Here is an 18,197-nt window from a genome sequence, read left to right as displayed (position 1 = left end):
ATGAATGATGGATACGTATGTTTTTAAATCGGGACCGGAAGAATCCGGGATTCGGATTGATATATATTTGGCTGCTAAAATGGGAATATCCCGCAGTTTTGCACAGCAACTTATAAAAATGGGTAAAGTTATGATAAATGATAAATCTATCAAACCTAATCATAAAATTGGAAGTCATGATAGTATAGCAGTGCAATGGGAAGTCCAAGATGTGCTAACTGTGGAAGCAGAACCGATTCCGTTGGATGTTGTATATGAGGATAAGGATATCATTGTTGTAAACAAGGCTCGCGGCATGGTTGTTCATCCGGCGGCAGGAAACCCAAACGGTACTTTGGTTAATGCGCTGCTATATCATTGCCGGGGAGAGTTATCGGGAATCAATGGTATTATTCGTCCGGGTATTGTTCACCGTTTGGATAAAGATACATCTGGGGTTATGGTGGCGGCTAAAACGGATGAAGCGCATCGTGGCTTGGCGGCACAGATTAAGTCTCATAGAGCATGCCGGACCTATTGGGCTTTGGTTCATGGTAATATTTCCGAGGAACGGGGGACCGTGGAAGCTCCTATTGGAAGACATCCTAAAGAACGTGTTAAAATGGCGGTTACTTTTAAATGTGGCAGGAAGGCAGTAACACATTTTTCTGTTTTAAAACGGTATGGAAGATATACATGGATTGAATGTAAATTGGAGACAGGGAGAACCCACCAAATCCGCGTTCATATGGCATATATTGGACATCCGGTGGTGAATGATCCTCTATATGGATATAAAAAGGATAAATTTCCTATTTGTGGACAAGCACTCCATTCTCATTGTTTAGATTTAGTTCATCCTGTGACAGGAGATATGATGCATTTTGAGGCACCTGCTCCAACAGATTTCAAGGCGTGTCTGCAGCAAGCAGCGAAAGAATAAATAGTGAATGAGGTATGTATGATGTGGAACAATAAGACTCTGCTAATGGACGAAAAAGCTATAGGACGAGCCATTAGGAGAATCGCCCATGAGATTATCGAACATAATAAAGGGTTGGATAATACCGTTCTTGTAGGAATTCATACAAGAGGGATTCCATTGGCCAAAAGATTAGCAGCAGAACTGGCGGCTATTGAAGGAAGGCCGGTTCCTGTTTATGAGTTAGATATTTCGGCATATCGGGACGATCATAAAAAAAGCAGCATTAGTACAATAGGCAGCAGTCCCAATCGGTTCGATGCAGATGGGAAAATAGTTGTGCTTGTAGATGATGTTCTGTTTACGGGCCGTACAGTACGGTCGGCTTTGAATGCAATTATGGAATTAGGCCGCCCGCAGTATATTGAATTAGCCGTTTTAGTTGACAGGGGACATCGTGAATTGCCCATTCGTGCGGATTATGTAGGAAAAAATGTTCCTACCTCACGGAAGGAAGATATATCGGTGCAATTAGGTGAAGTGGATGGACAAAACCAAGTCGTTTTGCGGGAAGAAGTACGCGGGTAATTCCCAGCGTACTTTTTTGCTGTTTTTTTTATAATATTGTGAATCTACTAGGGAGGAATGGCATGCTGCAGCGGTTTGTCAAAGGGGTTTGCGTTTTTTTTTCTGTTATAACCGTACTATTTATTGGAAGCGGACTATATGTAGGAAATATAGCATATGAACATTTTCTTAATACACACTGGGATCAGATACTGGGAGTGGAGAATCATACACAGGATATCCGACCGATACAACGGGCAGAACAGCGATTTGGTTGGAGAAAAATCTATATTTCAGCTCCTGATGGGACTCTTTTGCGAGGTACCTATATTGAAACCGAAAAAAATTTACATCGTACCGTTATTTTATTACATGGATTATACCAGAACCGATCTATGTGTTTGCCGTATGCTGCAATATATCATAATTTAGGATATAATGTTCTTCTGGTTGATCAGCGAGGACATGGGGAGAGCGGAGGGGCGCATACAGAGTGGGGAATTAGTGAAGTTGGCGATATAGAGGCATGGGTGCATTGGCTTCGGAAGGAAGATCAGCTATCAATAATAGGACTTCATGGAATTTCTCTCGGAGGTGCGATGGCATTGCTATACGCTGGCAGCGAGCATGGTTCACAGTTGGCCTTTTGTGTGGCGGATAGCTCTTACGGGAATATACTTCGATTAGGAAAAGATAAAGCGTTTGATTGGCTTCAGAATTCTAAAGCTATTTGGGGTGTAAATATAGTAACGCCTTTTTTTCAAGCAGCCATGTTTTACCATACGCATAAATTTCTTTCCGATATAGAACCGTTGCAGGCAGTTAAGCATATCACTGTGCCCGTCCTTATTCTTCATGGCGGTGCGGATGAGTTAATTCCCGTTGCTACGGCAGAAGACTTATATCAAATGTGTGGAAGTAACAGTAAAAAAATATATATATTTAAAAAAGCACCTCATGCCGTTGCTATTGAAAAAAATTATAATGAGTATCGCCGGGTTTTAACTGGTTTTTTAGAACAAAAATAAACACTGTGAAAAGGACGTATGGCTAGTTTAACTTTTCTGCAGTGTTTATTTTTGTTTAAATATAGAATCAAAATAAGTGATAAATAATTCGGCGGCTTTTTTTTGCAGTTCTATAGAAAAATTTTTATATCGTGTTAATAAATCGAATCCTTCCGCCGTAAGTGTCGTTCGTCCGCCTTTGGTGCCTCCCTGCCAGCGATTTACCAGGGGAAAACCTAATTCTTTTTCCGAATTATTAATAAGTTTCCAGCCGGAACTATAAGAAATCTGCATTTGTTTGCAAGCCGACAACATAGAATGGGTATAATTGATGAGAAATAACAACATTGCAATCCGTGAGTCAAAAAAATAATTTTCACCAGCTAATTTAATATCGACAACCGGGCGTAAGATCTGATGGTTGTGATAAGCCAGCAGCGCCTCGAAATCTTCGGGCGTATCCATATCGTGGAGAATTCCTTTATCAGGGACTTCAACATATGATATATGTCCGCATTGCTGCAAAGTTTTACAAAGACCTCCTGGGGCATTATTCATATGGCATACTTTTTGTGCCACTGTACTGGAGATCAAAATAGGATGTCCCGGCTGCCCTTCATATGTTGGAACAATTATATCTCCAGGGGTGATAAGTAATTCTTTTATTGTATCGGTTGTAAATAAAGGAACATCAACAGGACTAAACAGAATGCGGCTGCATTGTGGATATAAATATTTGAGACCTATCACTGCGGAGTCAAACATTTCTGTCGATTCGGGATAATCGTTTCTTAAAAACATGACTTGGTTTTGTGCAAGATGATGTTCTAATTCGTCAGCGTGAAAACCCGTTACTACTACGACTACTTCTGTGCCCGCTTGTTTCAGCGTAGTAATAATTCTTTGGGAAACTGAAATCGAGCCTATGTTCAGCAATGGTTTAAAATTACCCATTCTGGAGGACATGCCGGCAGCTGTAATGACTGCACCTAGTAGCATTAATTCATTCCCTTCTTTCCTTTTAACATGTGCTTTTTTGAACAAAGCAAGTAGTATTTAGATACATGTTGACGCTATGTAAAGCTGTTGGTAAAATTTAATTACAAAAATGAAATATTAGCATGCATTATTTGCAATTATCTTTATCGGGACCATTGCCGGTCAAGTCTTTTAGCTTGGCTACTCCGGCTTTACTGTAGAAAACCATTTCGACGGGATTTCCATCTAATCCTTCCCCTTTTAAACGAAGACAATAGGAATTTTCATAATAGTCGATGGGAAGTTCTCTGGTAAAAATGTTGCCTGTTTTGGCATCTTGTATTTCTAATTTCACGGTAGAAGCTGATATTTCCTTACATATAGTATCCAATAATATCACCTCTCTATATTTTATGAATCTAAGAAAATTATACACTATTATACATTGAGGAGAAAGCTTTATATTTGGATTTTATACTGTAGTAAATGTTGTATTACGGAAATCTGTATAAACTGATTCATGTAGGGGAATATGGAGCTGTTGTTGAGTTATAGCAGGAGGAGGAAACGTATATGATTAAGAAACCACTTAATATTAATGGGGTTCAGCGAATTATTCTGGTGGAAGAGACAGAAACACTGGCGACGGTATTGCGGGAACGACTGTTGCTTACAGGTTGTAAAATCGGTTGTGGTCAGGGGCATTGCGGAGCTTGTAACGTTATTTTAGATGGAAAAGTAACGCGTTCCTGTATCGTTAAAATGAAACGAGTACCGGATAATGCTCACATTACAACTATTGAAGGTATTGGGACGGTTAGTCATATGCATCCATTGCAAGTTGCCTGGATGGCGGTTGGTGCTGCACAATGCGGTTTCTGTACACCGGGATTTATTATTAGTGCCAAAGTACTTCTTGATCAAAATAGCAATCCCACTCGGCAGGAGGTCCGTGATTGGTTTGATAAAAATCGTAATTTGTGTCGGTGTACCGGATATAAACCGATTATTGATGCCGTTATGGAAGCGGCATCAGTTATGCGCGGGGAAAAGACGAAGGAAGATTTAGTTTTTCAACCGAATGGAGAAAGTATTGTCGGCACAAAATATATTCGCCCGTCAGCCGCTCAAAAAGTAACGGGTACTTGGGATTTTGGTGCGGATGATGCGCTTCATATGCCAGCAGATACATTACGATTAGCTTTGGTACAGGCAACCGTATCTCATGCGAACATTAAGAATGTGGATACCTCAGCAGCAGAAAATATGCCTGGTGTATTTCAAATTATTACAGCAAAGGATGTACCTGGTAAAAATCGTATTAACGGGTTGGTCATGCTGCCATTAAATAATAAAACAGATGGATGGGAACGGCCTATCCTGTGTGATGAAAAAATTTTCCAGTTTGGTGATGCTATCGCGATTGTAGCAGCTGATACCGAAGCGCATGCCAGAGCAGCAGCTGATGCGGTGAAGGTTGATATTGAAGAATTGCCGGCTTATATGAGTGTTCCTGAAGCGATTGCTCCAGATGCTATTGAAATTCATCCGGGAATTCCTAATGCATACTATGAAACAAATTGTATCAAAGGTCCGGATTTTGATTGGAATACGGTACCTGATAAGAATATGGTTGAAATCGAAAGTTATTGTTCACGTCAACCGCATTTGCATTTAGAACCAGATTGTGGATATGCGTATATGGATGAAGACGGCATGCTGACGATTCATTCTAAATCCATTGGTATTCATCTTCATATGCCAATGATTGCTGATGGTATTGGCATTCCTATGGATAAACTACGTATAGTTCAGAATCATACAGGAGGAACTTTTGGGTATAAATTTTCACCGACGAATGAAGCTTTATTGGGTGTTGCGGCTTTGGTTACCCAGCATCCGGTGTCTCTTGTGTTTAATCAATTTCAAAATATTACCTATACAGGAAAACGTTCACCTGCCTTTCTTCATATTAAATTAGCGGCTGATGATACAGGAAAATTAAAAGCTTTATGGGGAAATAATTATGTGGATCATGGGCCGTACTCTGAATTTGGTGATTTACTGACGCATCGTCTGAGTCAATTCATCGGAGCTGGCTATGGGATTGATAGTATACGAAATAAAAATACTACTGTTTTTACCAATCATGCTTGGGGATCAGCTTTTAGAGCGTATGGATCTCCGCAATCTTATATGGGATCGGAAATAGCAATAGACTGTTTGGCAGCTAAAATGGGAATTGACCCGTTTGATATGAGGGAAATGAATTGTTATAAAGCTTCCGAACATACTACGATTCCAACTGGATATGAACCAGAGGTATATTGTGAAGAAGAACTTTTTAAAACGGCACGTCCTTTGTATGAAGCAGCTAAAAAACGGGTAGCGGAAAAAAATGCTAAATCTGACGGTACAATAAAGTATGGTATCGGTGTATCTCTCGGAGTGTATAGTTGTGGCCTTGACGGGACAGATAGTTCTAATGCTGAAGCAGAACTTATGCCTGATGGGACTGTAACAATTTATACAGCATGGGAAGATCATGGACAAGGTGCCGATATGGGAGCTCTCGTTTCAGCTCATGAAACGCTGCGGCAAGCGGGGATTAAACCAGAAGAGGTTCATCTTGTAATGTGTGATACAAAACTTGTCCTGAATGCAGGTCCTGCAGGCGGTTCCCGTTCTCAGGTCATGAGCGGCAATGCCTGTCGGCTGGCAGCAGAAAATCTGTTGGCGGCAATGAAAAAGAGTGATGGTACTTATCGCTCTTATGAGGAAATGAAAGCGGAGGGAATTAATACAAGGGTAAAAGGAGAATGGGTGGCTACTTTTTGTTCGGCACATCCTGTTGATCAGGCTACGGCACAAGGAGAACCTTTCTCTGTTTATATGTATACGATTTTCTTACCGGAAGTCGCTGTTCATACAGGAACAGGTAAGGTCAAGGTGGAAAAATTTACTTGTGTTGCCGACGTAGGGACTATTATGAATCAACTACTTGTAGAAGGAAATTTCTATGGTGGTTTGGTGCAGGGTATTGGACTTGCCTTGTCAGAAGATTTTGAAGATTTGAAAGTTCATACAAGTTTGATTAAATGTGGAATTCCTTATCCGAATGATGTACCGGATGATATAGAACTTCATTTTAATAAGACATACCGGCCTGAAGGGCCATATGGTGCGGCTGGCTGCGGCGAAGCACCTTTAGATGCCCCCCATCCAGCAATCCTTAATGCGATTTACAATGCTACTGGGGCGCGGATTACCCGTGTTCCTGCAAAACCGCATGTTGTTTTGGAAGCATTGCGGAAGCTGGAAAAATAATGCAGATATAAAGTGTGCATGATACAATATAGAGAGGTGTATGCTGCCTCTCTATTCTCTTTTTAATCGTAAGCTTAACTAGTGGAGAATCGTTATGACGATAAAAGAACGTTCAACAAAAATATATCGTACAAAGACTATGTTTTCAGAAAAAGAACTCATAGAAAAAGAACGTGTGTGTATTCATGAAGAACTGCCTTATTGCAGCGCGGCCTGCCCATTAAAATTAGATGTAAGAGCCTTAGTGGGACAAATCGCGGCTGGAGATTTTACCGCTGCGTTGGCATTATATACAAAAATTACACCCTTACCTCATATTCTTTCCCAAGGCTGTGAAGCACCTTGTCAGAAATATTGCAAACTGTATGATGTAGGTGAAGGTATTCGTATCACGGCATTGGAACGTGCAGCAACCAAGTTAGGAGAGATACATAAAGGAACTGGTATGCTGCGGATGAAAAAGAAAAAGTCGGTAGCTATATTTGGTGAAGGATTGTTTGTTGCTTTTTTCATTGGCGAAATGGCTAGAAAAATGTATCCCGTAACGGTATACAGTAAGTATGATAATATGTATGATATGTTAAAAACGGCGGTACCCTTTGCTGATGAAGAAGGAGTAGCTGAAGATGCTGCAGTTATAAAGCATACAAATATTACTTTTGTTTATGTGGAGGCACTTACTTTGGAATTCTTTGAACAGGAGCGGTGCCATTACGATTTAATAGGAGTATCTCCTTCTTTTCTCCAAATTCTTGGCGGAGAAGTGGATGAAGCCGTTATGCTTTGGCATACGGAAACAATTATTTCTGCACCCATTGAACAACAAGAGGTGATAGAAAATGCGTTTAGTGCCCGAAAAGCTGCTTTGACAGCAGATCGTCTAGCCCAGGGATTAGCTCCGGAAAACAGCCGCGGAGAGGAGGGCTGTACAGAAACCCGATTATATACTAATTTAAATGGTGTTGCAGCAAGTTCATCCATTCCTTGCGGCATAGATGGGCGGTACACTCGGGAAGATGCGATTAGGGAGGCAAAACGCTGTATACAGTGTCATTGTGATGAATGCATCAGAGGTTGCGTATATTTACAGTATTACAAAAAATATCCTAAAAAACTTACACGGGAAATCTATAATAATGCAAATATTATTATGGGGGACCATATGATGAATAAACCAATTAATGCTTGTTCATTATGCCGGCAGTGTACGGTTACTTGTCCTAATGGGTATAATATGGCAGATATTTGCTTGATTGCACGGCAGAACATGGTGACAACCGGGAAAATGCCGTTGGCACCTCATGAATTTGCTCTTATGGATATGCAATTTTCTAATACAGATGCTTTTTTATGCAGGAAACAGGCAGGATATACGCATTGCCAATATGTTTTTTTTCCTGGATGTCAAACTTCGGCAATTGCACCGGACACAGTGTATAAAGCTTATCTTGACCTAACACAGCGACTTACAGGCGGTGTTGCATTGTTATTGGGATGCTGCGGAGCTATTGCAAAATGGGCCGGTAGAGAATTAATGTATGCTGAAACCGTATGTATGTTAAATGAACATTTTGCAATGTTGGAGCATCCTGTCATTATTGCTGGATGCCCAATGTGTGCAGATATGCTGACCAAGCACAGTCATGAGCAGGTAATTGGAATTTGGGATATATTGGCGGAAAGAGGACTTCCGGAAGGGGCAAAAGGATTAAATTATCCAGTGGCTATGCACGATTCATGCGGAGCTCGTGGCAATGCTCATATACAGAAGACGATGCGGCTTATAGCGAAAAGATTGGGGTGTGTGCTTGTAGATACAGAATATTCCGGCGATTATTCACCTTGCTGTGGGTATGGTGGATTAGTTATGTATGCCAACCGTGAAGTGGCGCATGAAATGGCCAAAATGTGTGTGGAGCGTTCTGACACACCATATATTACCTATTGTATGGCTTGTCGTGATCGATTGGCGCGGGAGGGCAAAGAATCAAGGCATCTACTGGAATTGATATATAATGAAAATGTAGGAGCACCTCCTGATATAAGCGAAAAAAGATATAACCGGATTCAATTAAAAGAACGGTTGCTGAGAGAAGTGTGGAAGGAGTTGGTAGAACCCGTGAAATATGGATTTAAAGTTATATTTACGCCGGAGGCCCGCCGTATGATGGATGATCGAATGATATTACGTACAGATGTCATGCAGACATTGCAATATATGCGTGAGACTAAAGAGGTTATTTTAGAAGAAAAAACTGGATTGCTGATAACTAGACATCGAGATGGGAATGTTACTTTTTGGGTAAAATATGAGCAAAAAGACGATGTATATGTGGTACATTGTGCATATAGCCACCGTATGAATATTGTTACAAGATAACCGGGGGTAAAACTATGACTGCTGATAAGAATTATTATACGATGGATACACAGGGAAATTTGAAATGTCTAAAATGCGGGGTGCCATTAGTAAAGGGAAAAGCAAAATTTATGTATTTAGATAATGGGTTTCCTGTAGAACTTCCCGTGTGTCCTATCTGTGGGTTTGTTTATGTTCCGGAAGAGCTGGCATTAGGCAAAGTACTGTCAGTGGAAAAGGCATTGGAGGACAAATGAATAGACATCCTGGCGGTGATGAACATACGAAAGAGATGCTGCGTTTGGCATCCGTTACAGTACCTGCCCGTATTTTGGATATGGGAGCGGGGGATGGACAGACTGTACGATTGCTGCGAAACTTAGGATTTTATGCACAGGGCATTGATTTAATATCAAGTACGGATGTAACAGGGGGAGATTTTCTTCATACCCCGTATGATGCGGGGAGTTTTGATGTTATTTTGTCGCAATGCAGTTTTTTCGTTTCAGGCAGAATACAGGAGGCTTTTGCAGAAGCATATCGAGTAGTAAAGCTTCATGGTTTTCTGTTATATTCAGATGTAGGGATTAGAAATAGTCAGGGGCCGATAGATAGTGTCGTAAATGCCGGTTTTCACGTTATTTGTTTTCAAGATATGACAGATATATGGCGACGATATTACGCTGAATGTTTATGGCGCGGAAAGGATATAAGTAAACTATATTGCCCAATACCTGGGAAAAAATACGGATATTATATGTTGATATGTCGTAAGGAGGGATAATATGGAGCTATTTAATAGAATATTAGAACTTTCCCGTCAGGGTTTTTTCTGTTCACAAATCATGATGATTTTGGCCTTAGAATCAGAGGGAAAAGAAAATCCTGATTTAATTCGGGCTATGGGAGGATTGAATGGAGGATTGGGATTTACAGGAGATGTTTGCGGTTGCTTAACAGGAGGGTGTTGTTTTCTTTCTTATTTTTTAAATAAAGGGGAAGCAGATGAATTGGAAGATCCCGCATTAAGAGATGCTATAGCTGATTATATCCGATGGTTCCGCGATATGACACAGGCAGCTTATCATGGGGATACATGTTATAATATAACGAAAAATAAGGCTGTAAAACGAATTGAAAATTGTCCTTCCTTGATTGAAGCGGCTATGGAAAAATGTATGGAACTTCTTGCGGAAAGAGGTGTTATCTAATGCAACCGCTTATTTATATGAATAATGCTGCGACCAGCTGGCCGAAACCGGGTTGTGTTGCTGACGCCGTGTCGGAGGCATTATGTGCTCCGCCGGGATCGGCAAATCGCGGAGGCGTTGAGGAATTTGATGTATTTGAGGAAACACGAAAATCTCTGGCACAGTTGATGAAAGGACAACATTATAATCATATTGCATTGGGAGCTAATTCTACATGGGGACTGAATTTGGCGATACAAGGGTTTCCTCTCAAGGCAGGAGACACCGTCGTTGCCACAGCAGCCGAGCATAATAGTGTGCTGCGGCCTTTGTACAAGCTTAACCGGGAGCGGCATATAAAAATTATATGGGTGCCTGTGGATGCTGGTGGTCAAGTTTGTCCGGAATTTTGGGAAAAAGCTTGTCATACATATAAACCATCATTATGCGTATTGACTCATGCATCTAATGTAACAGGTGCGGTTAACGATATTTGCTTACTTACCCATATTGCTCAGCAGATAGACGCCGCGGTGCTGATAGATGCTTCTCAAACGCTGGGGATGGTACCCGTACAACTTGATGATTGGAATATTGATATGTTAGCTTTTACGGGACATAAATACCTGTTGGGGCCCCAAGGTACAGGTGGGTTATATGTAAGGCCGGGTTTGCAGCTGGAACCCTTGTTATGCGGGGGCACGGGGATTCAAAGCGATAGAAAAGAGATGCCTCCAGAAATGCCGATTCATCTGGAAGCAGGAACAGGAAATGAACCGGCTTATTATGGTTTATTGGCAGCCCTTCGCTGGAGCGAAGAAAATCCTGCTGATATAAACCGGATAGAGTGGCTGACAGAATATTTGAAACAAGGACTTGCCGATGCAGGGGCGACAGTTATTGCACCGCAGGAAAAATGTACGCCTGTTGTGAGCTTTGTTATAGAGGGAAAGTCTGCTGCTGAGATAGGGTATATACTGACGGAAAGTTACGATATTGTTTGCCGCAGCGGCTTACATTGTGCTCCCCGTATTTTTACCGATCTAGGCTGTGATAGTACGGTGCGTCTGAGTCTTTCGCGATTTACCACAGAAGAAGAAATTAAAGCAGTGATACAGGCTGTTAGTAGTATCATGAGGTAAGTTACATGCATTTCGAATATAAAAAAAAAGAAAATTGTTTAGCATATTCTCAGATATATGAGTACAAGCTGACTATCACTGTAAGAGAATTCAAGACACATCTGAATGGATGGACTGTAGAAGAAAATCATCGTTACCGCAGGCCGATGATGACAGCCATAAAGAGGGGCGTACAAATTAAAGGTATATTAGACAAATATGTTATTACTGTAAGCTTTCCTGAAGACACGTATGTTGAAGAGAAGATGTTTTTTGAAGCGTGGTTAAAGAATGAGGAGAATTGACATGACGAGAGACATATCACAAACTCAAAGTGTTTGCCCCGTTTGCTTGCAAGTTGTTAATGCTAAGATTTTTCAGGGCAAGGATGGAAATATTTATATGCAGAAACGTTGTCCGGAGCATGGCGTATTTACGGTACTGCTTTGGGAAGGAAGGATGGAGGAATATTTGTCTTGGGGAACATATGCAAATAACGATGATGTTATTACGGCTCCGCGTCCTATCAACAAGGGCTGTCCTTATGACTGCGGTTTATGTCAGGGGCATCAATCCAATGGCTGCTGTGTTTTGTTGGAATTAACTAATCGGTGTAATTTGTCTTGTCCTGTTTGTTTTGCCGATTCTGGTTTTCAGAAAGGATGCGATATGACGATTCAGGAAATTAATGATCAATATGATATGCTTATGGATCGCGGCGGACCTTTTAACATTCAACTTTCTGGAGGAGAACCTACATTGCGCGATGATTTACCGGAAATCATACAATTAGGACGTAAAAAGGGATTTACCTTTTTTCAGCTTAATACCAATGGAATCCGATTGGCAGAAGAAAAAGAATATGCGCATACACTAAAAAAAGCAGGTTTGAGTTGTGTATTTCTGCAGTTTGATGGATTTACGGATACAACATTTAAGGTGCTGCGTGGCAAACTACTTTTGGAAATGAAGCAACAGGCTATCGAACATTGCCGGCAAGCCGGGTTAGGTATTATTTTAGTACCAGTTATTGCACCGGGGGTAAATATGAATGAGATAGGGGCGTTGCTTCGATTTGCTGTCAATCGAATGCCTGTTGTCCGAGGTGTTCATTTTCAGCCGGTTAGTTATTTTGGCCGATGTGTTTTGAAACATCATACGTGGCGGATTACTATTCCCCGGATGTTGCGGGAAATTGAAAAACAAACAAAGGGTTGTATGAAACAATCTGATTTTAGCGGCGGTGGGGCAGAAAATCCCTATTGTTCCTTTCATGCTAGTTATATGCGGTTTCCTGACGGTAGTTTACAAGCATTATCGCCGCGATATCATCAGGGGTGCTGCATAAAAGCTTCTGAAACACGTGATTTTGTGGCTAGGCAATGGAGCAGCAGCCATCTGGAAGATTTGCCAATAGGAAAAAAATGTTGTAAGGATCCGTCCATGGAGAATACGGATTCGCTGGATGAATTTTTGGTGCAAGCCAAAGAAAATACGTTTACTGTGTCGGGCATGTTATTTCAAGATGCCTATAATTTGGATTTGCATCGATTGCGGCGGTGTTATATTTGTGAAGCGGATAGTAAATATGGGATGGTTCCCTTTTGTGCCTATAATATAACGGATAGCAAGGGAAAGGCTTTGTATAGAAAATGAAAATAACTTGTTTAGAGAACTATATGAAGAGAATAACTCAACTAGACCGATTGTCTCGGACTAATATAGGTATGTTTCAATTGGCTGCACTGAATACCGTCCTGAAGCGAGAACATGCCCGGGGCGGTTTTTATCGTATGCTGCCTTCTCATATTACCTCTTTGGAAGAATTGCAGTATTTTCCTTTTACAACATCCCGTCAATTAATTGATAACAGCGCATCATTGCTTCTTTGTTCTCAAGCAAAGATCCAGCGGATTATAACTGATCAGACAAGCGGTACAACAGGGGTATCGAAAAGAGTGTTTTATACAGCTGGGGATTGTAAAAATACACTGGATTTTTTTGTCGCTGGACTTGCTGAAATGGTGTTTCCCGGAAGTCGCACAATGATTTGCATGCCCTTTTCCGGGCCGTATAGTCTGGGAAGCCTTATTTCACAAGCAATAGAGCGGCTGGGAGCCGTTCCTATCAAGGCGGGTACGGAATGTACTTTTGGGGAATATTCGACTATATTAGAACAGCAAAAACCGGATATATTTATAGGAATGGCAGGTCCCTTATTATCTATATTGCGATTTTGCGGTTCTCATGCATTAAAACGAGCCTTAGTAAGTGGTGATGCTTGTCCTGAAAAGGTAAAAGCGGCTATTGCACATTTTGGAATTGTACTTTTTCCGCATTATGGCTCGCGGGAAATGGCTTTGGGCGGTGCAGTAACTTGTGCTGCTCATGAAGGGATGCATGTCAGGGAAAATCATGTCATTGTTGAAATTATTGGAGAAAAAGGGGAAAAATTGCCGCCAGGAGAATACGGGGAACTAGTTATTACGACAATTGGAATGGAAGCGATGCCGCTTATACGTTACCGTACGGGGGATATAACACGGATTTTTCCGAATCATTGTTCCTGTGGAAGTGAGATTATGCGACTGGACTGTGTCAGAAGAAGCAATAATCACATGGAACTGTTAGATAATATTCTTTTTTCTTATGAATGGCTGGTAGATTATTGCATTACTGTGAGTGAACGGATTGTTGATATACGAATCTTTACTTTATCAAAATCAAAACTGGAAAATACGATCAGTAACAAAATCGCAGAAATTTTTCCAGGGAAAAAAATACATCTATCTGCAAGACCTTGCGGTATTTCGGATACATTATTTTATCGAGGAAAACGGGTTATACGAATATGTTGAAAAAATGAAGAAAACACTTGACATGACGCAGGCATTAGGGGTACTTGACGACATTTACATAAACTGGTAAGATATGAAAGTAAATACAACATATAGTATACATGCGGCTATATAATTACAATATAAGGAGGAAACGCGTCATGGATGAGAAGGAATGGTTGGGACAAAGTAACCAAATTGGTATTGATATTTGGCAGAATAAATATCGTAATGATAGTGAAAGTTTTGACCAGTGGGTGGAGCGCGTCAGTGCGAAAAACCAAGAAGTAGCTGAGCTAATCAAAAATCAGAAATTTTTGTTTGGCGGACGTATTTTAGCTAATCGCGGATTAGAATATGCAGGCAAGAAAATAACTCTTTCCAATTGCTACGTTATGACACCTCCCGAAGATAATATTGAAAGTATATTCGACCGGGCAGGTAAATTGGCTCGAACTTATAGTTACGGCGGGGGCTGCGGCATTGATATTTCGCAGTTAAGTCCTAAGGGGGCACGTATTAATAATGCGGCTAAGGAAACTAGTGGATCTATTTCTTTTATGACACTGTATTCTCTTGTTACAGAATTGATTGGGCAGAATGGGCGCCGCGGGGCCTTGATGATTTCCATTGATTGTCATCATCCTGATATTTTAGAATTTATTAAATTGAAAACCGACTTACATAAAGTTACAAAGGCTAATATTTCTATTCGGTTGAGCAACGAGTTTATGGAGGCTGTCAAAGAGCGTAAACAATTCCGTCTTCACTATACACGTGAAGAAACGGGACAGACTATTGAAAGTTTGGTAGATGCCGCCGACGTATTCCGCCTTATTGCTGAAACTAATTGGGATTATGCCGAACCGGGGGCATTATTTTGGAACCGCATATGTAGTTGGAACTTATTAGCGCATACGCAGGAATTTTCTTATGCAGGGGTCAATCCTTGTGCTGAGGAACCGCTGCCTGCAGGAGGAAGCTGTCTTCTTGGCAGTATCAATTTAGCGAACTTTGTGAACCATCCGTTTACGGAAGAAGCAGTCTTTGATTTTGAAGATTTTAAACATTGTGTTGCTGTTTCCGTACGAGCTTTAAATGATGTCTTAGATGAAGGACTACCATTGCATCCATTGCAAGAACAACGGGACAGTGTTCAACAATGGCGCCAGATTGGTCTTGGTATCATGGGGTTAGGCGACATGCTTATTAAAATGGGATTGACTTATGGCAGTGAAGAAGCGGTTTCTTTTTGCCATGATATAGGGTTCACCATGGCGGATACGGCCATTGCGGCTTCGGCGGTGTTGGCAGAAGAAAAAGGATCATTTCCAAAATGCAATACAGCTGAAATCATGGGTACTCCTTATTTTCAGGTTAATACAACAGAGAAGACGGCAGAGTTGGTGCGTTGCCATGGACTGCGCAATTCACAGTTATTGACAATAGCCCCTACGGGAACGTTATCTACCATGCTGGGAATTTCTGGCGGGATTGAACCGATTTATGCCAATTATTATGAACGAAAGACAGAGTCATTGCATGCTGCCGATGTATATTATAAGATTTATACACCTATAGTTGCGTGCTATATGAAGCAATATGGTATTTCAGGTGATGCAGAACTGCCGGAATATTTTGTAACTGCCATGACGCTGCAATATCAGGAACGCATCGCCATGCAAGCTGCATGGCAGACTCATATTGATGCGTCTATCAGTTCCACTGTCAATGTACCTAACAACTTTACTGTGGAAGATACAGAAAAACTCTATATGTTGGCTTATGAGAGTGGGTGCAAAGGGCTTACTATTTTTCGGGATGGATGTAAACGTGCCGGTATACTTAGCACGCATGCAGAAGAAAATACGGTTCCGATTGCCGGAGCAGGTCTCGGACGTGGCGAAATTGTCTGCATTGACGATAAGGTGATTGGCAAAAAACGTAAGTTGGTAACGGGTTGCGGCAATCTTCACTGTATGGCATTTTTTGATCCGGCAACAGGGGCATTGTTAGAAACCTACTTAAGCAAGGGCTCTACGGGCGGCTGCAATAATTTTATGATTGGACTATCGCGGATGATCTCTATTAGTGCCCGCGCCGGAATCGATATTTATACTATTGTAGACCAGCTTAATTCTACGGGGAATTGTCCATCTTACTCCGTTCGGCGTGCCACGCGGGGCGATACAAGCCGGGGCTCTTGCTGTCCTATGGCTGTAGGCAATGCACTTATTGATATGTATAATGAAGTACAGAAAGAGTTGAATCTCAGTGAAAAGACAGTCGAACAGGAAATAAAAAAGTTATCGGTCAGACCTAAAGCTGAAACAAAAAAAACGGCCGAAAGTATTTTTTGTCCACAATGTGGAGAACCGCTTGTTTTTGAGGGAGGGTGCAACATCTGTAAAAATTGCGGTTGGAGCAAATGTTATTGACAAATTAGAAAAAGATGCTTATAATATATCTAATTTCAAAGAAAACGTGATGATGGAGAAGCAATGTATAAGCCTTGTCAGAGAGTCGGCGGTTGGTGTGAGCCGATAAGGTTATAAGGAGTTCCGCTCCGGAACGGCAAATGAAGAATTTGACAGGTTCGCCTGATATAGCGACTAAAGATGGCCGTATGGCAATTTGGGTGGCAACGCGGGAATATAACTCTCGTCCCTACAAGGGACGGGAGTTTTTTTATTTGTTGCGTGCGGATGCACAAAGACTACGGCAATTTGGGTGGTACCGCGAGGATAGAGAAGCTCGTCCCAATGGACAAGACTTCTCTATTTTATTTTCAGAAAAGAGGGTGAAAGGAATGAAGAGGGTCTATAATTTTAATGCCGGTCCTTCGGCAATGCCTATGGAGGTATTGAAGCAGGTTCAACAAGAATTTCTTGATTTTGCGGGTACCGGTATGAGTATTGTGGAAATTAGTCATCGCAGCGCTGCGTATCAAGATATGCAGGATGATACGGTGGCAACGCTTCGCAGATTGCTGAGAGTCCCCGCGGGATATCACGTGGTGTTTATGCAAGGGGGAGGGAGTATGCAGTTTCTTATGCATGGCGCAAATTTTCTGAAACAGCGTGGAGGATACATTAATACGGGAGTTTGGTCAACAAAAGCTATGCAGGCAGCCGCTTTTTTTGGTGAAGTCTATGAAGTTGCAACAAGCGGTGATAAAAATTTTTCTTACATTCCTCAATCCGACACGTTTGTTATAAAACCGGATACAGATTATGTGTATATTACCTCGAATAATACCATACATGGCACAGAATGGAAAAAATTTCCAAAATTCAATATACCTGTTATATGTGACATGTCCAGCGATTTTCTGGCACGGCCCGTTGATGTCTCTCATTTTGATTTAATTTATGCTGGGGTACAAAAAAACCTAGGGCCAGCTGGGGTAGTAACGGCTATTATCAAAGACTCTTTTCTTGAAACAGCGAGAACGGATATTCCCGTCATGTTGCAATACAAGACTTTTACAGAACATGATTCGACATATAATACGCCTCCTGTGTTTTGCATTTATTTCGTCAATAAGGTGCTTCACTGGTTAGAAAATCAAGGCGGGCTTGAAAAAATGAAAGGGAGAAATGCTCATAAAGCAAAAATTGTATATAAAACGATTGATGATAGTGCGGGATTCTACCAAGGCCACGCCGCAATGGATTCTCGCAGCAATATGAATGTAACATTTAATCTCAGAACACCGGAATTGGAAAATAAATTTTTAATTGAAGCAGATGCAGCAGGCTTTATCGGCATAAAAGGACATCGTTCTATCGGCGGTTGCCGTGCTTCCCTCTATAATGCAGTTACAGAAGAGGCGTGTGCGGCACTTTCTGAATTCATGCGAAACTTTCAAAAAAATAATTAATCATACTATATATTATTTTATACAGGA

At 41.2% G+C, this 18,197-nt stretch carries 16 protein-coding genes; 14 read left to right on the top strand and 2 right to left on the bottom strand.

Annotated elements, in window-relative coordinates; genetic code table 11:
- The first annotated feature begins 7 nt into the window (after positions 1–7).
- From NXG62_RS07455 to NXG62_RS07445, 3 genes are all read left to right on the top strand, one after another.
- Entirely contained in the window at positions 8–922 is a 915-nt protein-coding gene (locus tag NXG62_RS07455; protein ID WP_427114255.1) for an RluA family pseudouridine synthase, read from the top strand.
- A gap of 21 nt (positions 923–943) precedes the next feature.
- Complete coding sequence (pyrR, locus tag NXG62_RS07450) at positions 944–1,489, top strand: bifunctional pyr operon transcriptional regulator/uracil phosphoribosyltransferase PyrR (protein WP_427114254.1); 546 nt, start codon at positions 944–946, stop codon at positions 1,487–1,489.
- 62 nt (positions 1,490–1,551) lie between these two features.
- A complete protein-coding gene (locus tag NXG62_RS07445) occupies positions 1,552–2,496 on the top strand; it encodes an alpha/beta hydrolase (RefSeq protein ID WP_427111836.1) in 945 nt (314 codons plus the stop codon).
- 45 nt (positions 2,497–2,541) lie between these two features.
- On the opposite strand, the gene NXG62_RS07440 is transcribed toward NXG62_RS07445, so the two are convergent.
- Both NXG62_RS07440 and NXG62_RS07435 read right to left on the bottom strand, forming a co-directional pair.
- Positions 2,542–3,474, bottom strand: a complete 933-nt coding sequence (locus NXG62_RS07440) for an NTP transferase domain-containing protein (protein ID WP_427111835.1) — start codon at positions 3,472–3,474, stop codon at positions 2,542–2,544.
- Between the two features lie 127 nt (positions 3,475–3,601).
- Positions 3,602–3,844 (bottom strand): hypothetical protein, encoded by a 243-nt coding sequence (locus tag NXG62_RS07435; RefSeq protein ID WP_427111834.1) that lies wholly within the window; start codon positions 3,842–3,844, stop codon positions 3,602–3,604.
- Positions 3,845–4,026: 182 nt separating this feature from the next.
- Between NXG62_RS07435 and NXG62_RS07430 the strand changes: the two genes are divergently transcribed.
- The 11 genes from NXG62_RS07430 (at position 4,027) to serC (ending at position 18,170) form a co-directional block, all read left to right on the top strand.
- Positions 4,027–6,780 (top strand): molybdopterin-dependent aldehyde oxidoreductase, encoded by a 2,754-nt coding sequence (locus NXG62_RS07430; protein ID WP_427111833.1) that lies wholly within the window; start codon positions 4,027–4,029, stop codon positions 6,778–6,780.
- Between the two features lie 94 nt (positions 6,781–6,874).
- Entirely contained in the window at positions 6,875–9,160 is a 2,286-nt protein-coding gene (locus NXG62_RS07425) for a pyridine nucleotide-disulfide oxidoreductase/dicluster-binding protein (RefSeq protein WP_427111832.1), read from the top strand.
- A gap of 14 nt (positions 9,161–9,174) precedes the next feature.
- Positions 9,175–9,396, top strand: coding sequence for a DVU_1557 family redox protein (locus tag NXG62_RS07420; RefSeq protein WP_091651131.1), 222 nt, complete (start codon positions 9,175–9,177; stop codon positions 9,394–9,396).
- Positions 9,393–9,923 (top strand): class I SAM-dependent methyltransferase, encoded by a 531-nt coding sequence (locus NXG62_RS07415; RefSeq protein ID WP_427111831.1) that lies wholly within the window; start codon positions 9,393–9,395, stop codon positions 9,921–9,923. Before NXG62_RS07420 ends, NXG62_RS07415 begins: the two co-directional genes overlap by 4 nt.
- A 1-nt stretch (position 9,924) precedes the next feature.
- Positions 9,925–10,350 carry a DVU_1555 family C-GCAxxG-C-C protein gene (locus NXG62_RS07410; RefSeq protein WP_427111830.1) on the top strand — a complete coding sequence of 142 codons (426 nt, stop codon included), beginning with the start codon at positions 9,925–9,927 and terminating at the stop codon, positions 10,348–10,350.
- Entirely contained in the window at positions 10,350–11,471 is a 1,122-nt protein-coding gene (locus NXG62_RS07405) for an aminotransferase class V-fold PLP-dependent enzyme (protein WP_427111829.1), read from the top strand. The genes NXG62_RS07410 and NXG62_RS07405 overlap by 1 nt, the downstream gene beginning before the upstream one ends.
- A gap of 5 nt (positions 11,472–11,476) precedes the next feature.
- Positions 11,477–11,755: a hypothetical protein gene (locus NXG62_RS07400; protein ID WP_427111828.1), complete on the top strand. Its 279-nt coding sequence runs from the start codon at positions 11,477–11,479 to the stop codon at positions 11,753–11,755.
- A 1-nt stretch (position 11,756) separates the two neighbouring features.
- Complete coding sequence (gene trsS / locus NXG62_RS07395; protein ID WP_427111827.1) at positions 11,757–13,106, top strand: radical SAM (seleno)protein TrsS; 1,350 nt, start codon at positions 11,757–11,759, stop codon at positions 13,104–13,106.
- Positions 13,107–13,129: 23 nt separating this feature from the next.
- Positions 13,130–14,308, top strand: coding sequence for a DVU_1553 family AMP-dependent CoA ligase (locus NXG62_RS07390; RefSeq protein ID WP_427111826.1), 1,179 nt, complete (start codon positions 13,130–13,132; stop codon positions 14,306–14,308).
- Positions 14,309–14,448: 140 nt separating this feature from the next.
- Positions 14,449–16,725: an adenosylcobalamin-dependent ribonucleoside-diphosphate reductase gene (locus NXG62_RS07385; protein WP_322351540.1), complete on the top strand. Its 2,277-nt coding sequence runs from the start codon at positions 14,449–14,451 to the stop codon at positions 16,723–16,725.
- Between the two features lie 140 nt (positions 16,726–16,865).
- Positions 16,866–18,170 (top strand): 3-phosphoserine/phosphohydroxythreonine transaminase, encoded by a 1,305-nt coding sequence (gene serC, locus NXG62_RS07380; RefSeq protein ID WP_427111825.1) that lies wholly within the window; start codon positions 16,866–16,868, stop codon positions 18,168–18,170.
- Positions 18,171–18,197: the final 27 nt, after the last annotated feature.

The organism is Megasphaera sueciensis, from assembly GCF_050219315.1.
Lineage (GTDB): Bacteria > Bacillota > Negativicutes > Veillonellales > Megasphaeraceae > Megasphaera_A > Megasphaera_A sueciensis.
This window is presented reverse-complemented; position numbering and strand designations above follow the sequence as displayed.